The following is a 2797-nucleotide window of genomic DNA, read 5'->3' as shown; positions in this document are numbered from 1 at the left end:
ATCAGCGTACGGATGCGCGCCATTGTCTCGAGCGGCCCTGCGCCCTTGATCAAAACGCCAAAATGCGCCGCACGCGAGAGACCCGCGACCAGCGCGACCGGCACGGCCAGGATCAGGGGACATGGCGTTGCGACGACGAGCACGGCGACGGCCCGGATCGGATCGCCCGTGAACCACCAGGCAGCGAAGGCAATGCTGACCGTGACCGCCAGAAACCCCAGCGACCAACGGTCGGCCAGCCGCGACATCGGCGCCTTGGAGGCCTGCGCCTCTTCCACCAGCCGGACGATCCCGGCATAGGTGCTGTCCTTGGCCTCGTGAGTTGCGATCAGGTCGAAGGCTTCGCCCGCATTGGTCGATCCGCTCATGGCCTCGGCGCCGTAACGGAGCCGGACGGGCAGGGATTCCCCCGTCAGCGCCGAGGTATCGACGAAGGCCGTCTCTGAGCTCACGGTGCCATCCACCGGCACCACGTCGCCCTGCCGGATCAGAAGGCGGTCGCCGGGCGCAATTTCGTTCAGCGGCACTTCCTCCAGCCCGCCATTCCGGTGTCTTGTCGCGGTCCGAGGCACACGGGACAGCAGGTCGTGCATTTCACGGCGGGCACGCCCTTCCGCGAAGGCTTCGAGGAAGGTGCCGCCGGAATACATTACGGCGACCACCGCCGCGGCGAGGGTCTCGCCGAAGACGAGCGCCGCCGACATGGAGAGCGCGGCGACAATATCGAGGCCCACTTCGCCGGAACGCAGGCTGCGCAGGATCTCGACCACGAGCGCGGCGAGCGCGGGAACGACGCCCGCGATCCAGACCGCGTTCGCGACGTCGGGTTCGCCGGAAAAGTAGAAGGCAAGTCCCGCAATCAGGCCGGTCGCGGCAATGAGCAGGATAGCGGTCTTGAAGCGGTCGGTCCGTGTCGTTTCCATGCGGCTCATCTCCCCTCGGCTGAGGCGATTGCCGCTGGCTCTTCGGAAAATAGTCGTCCGACTCCCACGCCCCTTACGTTGACAACATCATCGCGCAAGAGGAACAGGGCGTCGAGGCCGCTTTGTTTTGCGAGCGTCGCGCCTTTGACCGGCCCAAGCACCATGAGGGCCGTCGCCCAGGCATCTGCCTCTGCACAGCTGCGGGCCACGACCGTGATGGAGGCCGGCGACGCGATCAGCGGCGCTCCCCGCCTCGGGTCCATGGTATGCGACAGGCGGCGCCCCTGCACCTCGACCCAGTGACGGTAGTCGCCCGAGGTCGCGACGGCGGCATCCTGAAGCGCGAGGATCGAATGCGGCGTCCGGCGCTCGGCGTCCGGCGCCTCGACCGCGATGGTCCAGGCTTCACCGTCCGGCCTGAGGCCCATTGCACGCATCTCGCCATCGATCCCGACGAGTCCGTCGGATATGCCTTGATTGCGGAGGATTTCGGCCAGTCGATCCACGCCGTAGCCCTTGGCGATGCCATTCAGGTCCAGCGCGATGGGTGCGGCCTTGCGCACGTGTTCGCCGTTGATCTCGAGCACGTCATGCGCCGGGCGGCGCGAGGCGGCCATCGCGGTGCGGATGCCATCCGGCGCGGCGGCCTCCGGTCCGAAGCCCCAGGCCATCACCGCGTCGCCCATGCCGATGTCGAAGGCTCCGCCAGAGGCGCGGCCAATTTCCAGGCCGAGGCGTAGCACCTCGAGCAATCGTGCAGGAACAGCGATCCATTCACCGATCGGTGCCGCGTTGAGCCGCATAAGGTCGCTGTCCGGCTTCCAGGTCGACATCTGTCCGTCCACCTCATCCACGGCAGCCTGCAATGCCGAGCGGACCGGCCCCGGGTCGAAACCGGGGTCCGCGAATAACAGCGCCGACCACCTCGTGCCCATCGTCGGCCCGTTCAGCGCGATGCGCGCCCGCTCAGTAGACATCTTCGACATACCGCCCCTCCGCCTTCAGGACTGCTGGTGTCAGCCCGGCCGGCGCGAGGATCTCGGCCAGCGCCTCGGCCACGCCGGCGGCCATGTCTCGTCCGCCGCAGACCATCACGCGCGCCCCATTGCGGATGAGCTCCGCGACCTGAGTGGCCTCGCTGCGCAGCGCGTCCTGGACGTAATGGGGACGCGCCCCGCGCGAGACGGCCGTGACCAGCCGGCTTACACGCCCTTCGTCCTGCCATCCGGGGAACTCCTCGCCGTAGAAGAAATCGCTGTCGGGATGGCGCATGCCGAAGAACAGGTGGATCGGCCTGCGGCGCGTATTGCCGCGCACAAAGCCCGCTAGCGGCCCGATGCCGGTCCCCGCGCCGATCAGGATCAGGGGCGCCCGGCTTCGGCCCGGACGGAAGCCGGGGTTGGGGCGCAGGAAGGCGCTCACCGTGTCGCCAGGTTCCAGCGCTGTGAGCTGACCCGAGCAGAGCCCGCCGGGATGCTTCTTGACCACGATCTCGATGAAGCCGTCGCGGCGCCCAGAGGCGAGCGAATAGAGCCGCGGGACGGTCCCGCCTTCGGGCAGAATGCCGATCAGGTCACCCGTCTGGAACCGTGCGAACCCGCCCCCGAGCAGCCGTTGCCCGAGCGAGACGCGGGGAAACGCGAAGCGGAGGATGGCGGTCGGGGCCTGCACCTCGGCGCCGTAGTCGCGGCGCGAGACGAGGGTCAGCGTGGTCGTTTGCGGCTGGACCGGCTGGTGCGTCAGTTCGAGTTCGATCCCGAGAGCGTCTCCGAGCGCCCCGCCCCAGCGCGCGAAATCCTGCGGCGATTGCCGGTCGATTGTGTCGAGCGGCAGAAGCTCGGGCCAGCCCTTCGCCTCTGCCGCAGTCGCGACGG

Annotated in this window: 3 protein-coding genes; all 3 read right to left on the bottom strand. The window is 68.4% G+C overall.

Features of this window, described 5'->3' with window-relative positions; all coding sequences use genetic code 11:
- Positions 1 to 923 (bottom strand): HAD-IC family P-type ATPase (locus C8N42_RS21095; RefSeq protein ID WP_146168306.1); only part of this gene is annotated, 923 nt, incomplete at its 3' end.
- A 5-nt stretch (positions 924 to 928) separates the two neighbouring features.
- The gene (locus C8N42_RS21090; RefSeq protein ID WP_007803253.1) at positions 929 to 1909 is read right to left on the bottom strand and encodes an FAD:protein FMN transferase; all 981 of its coding nucleotides are present in this window, start codon (positions 1907 to 1909) and stop codon (positions 929 to 931) included.
- A partial coding sequence (locus C8N42_RS21085) for an FAD-binding oxidoreductase (protein ID WP_245890338.1) occupies positions 1890 to 2797 on the bottom strand: 908 nt, incomplete at its 5' end. The genes C8N42_RS21090 and C8N42_RS21085, both read right to left, overlap by 20 nt.

The sequence above is a fragment of the Celeribacter persicus genome, assembly GCF_003050785.1.
In the GTDB taxonomy this organism is placed as follows: domain Bacteria; phylum Pseudomonadota; class Alphaproteobacteria; order Rhodobacterales; family Rhodobacteraceae; genus Celeribacter; species Celeribacter persicus.
Note: the sequence above shows the minus strand (reverse complement) of the source record. Positions and strands in the feature narration are given on the sequence as shown.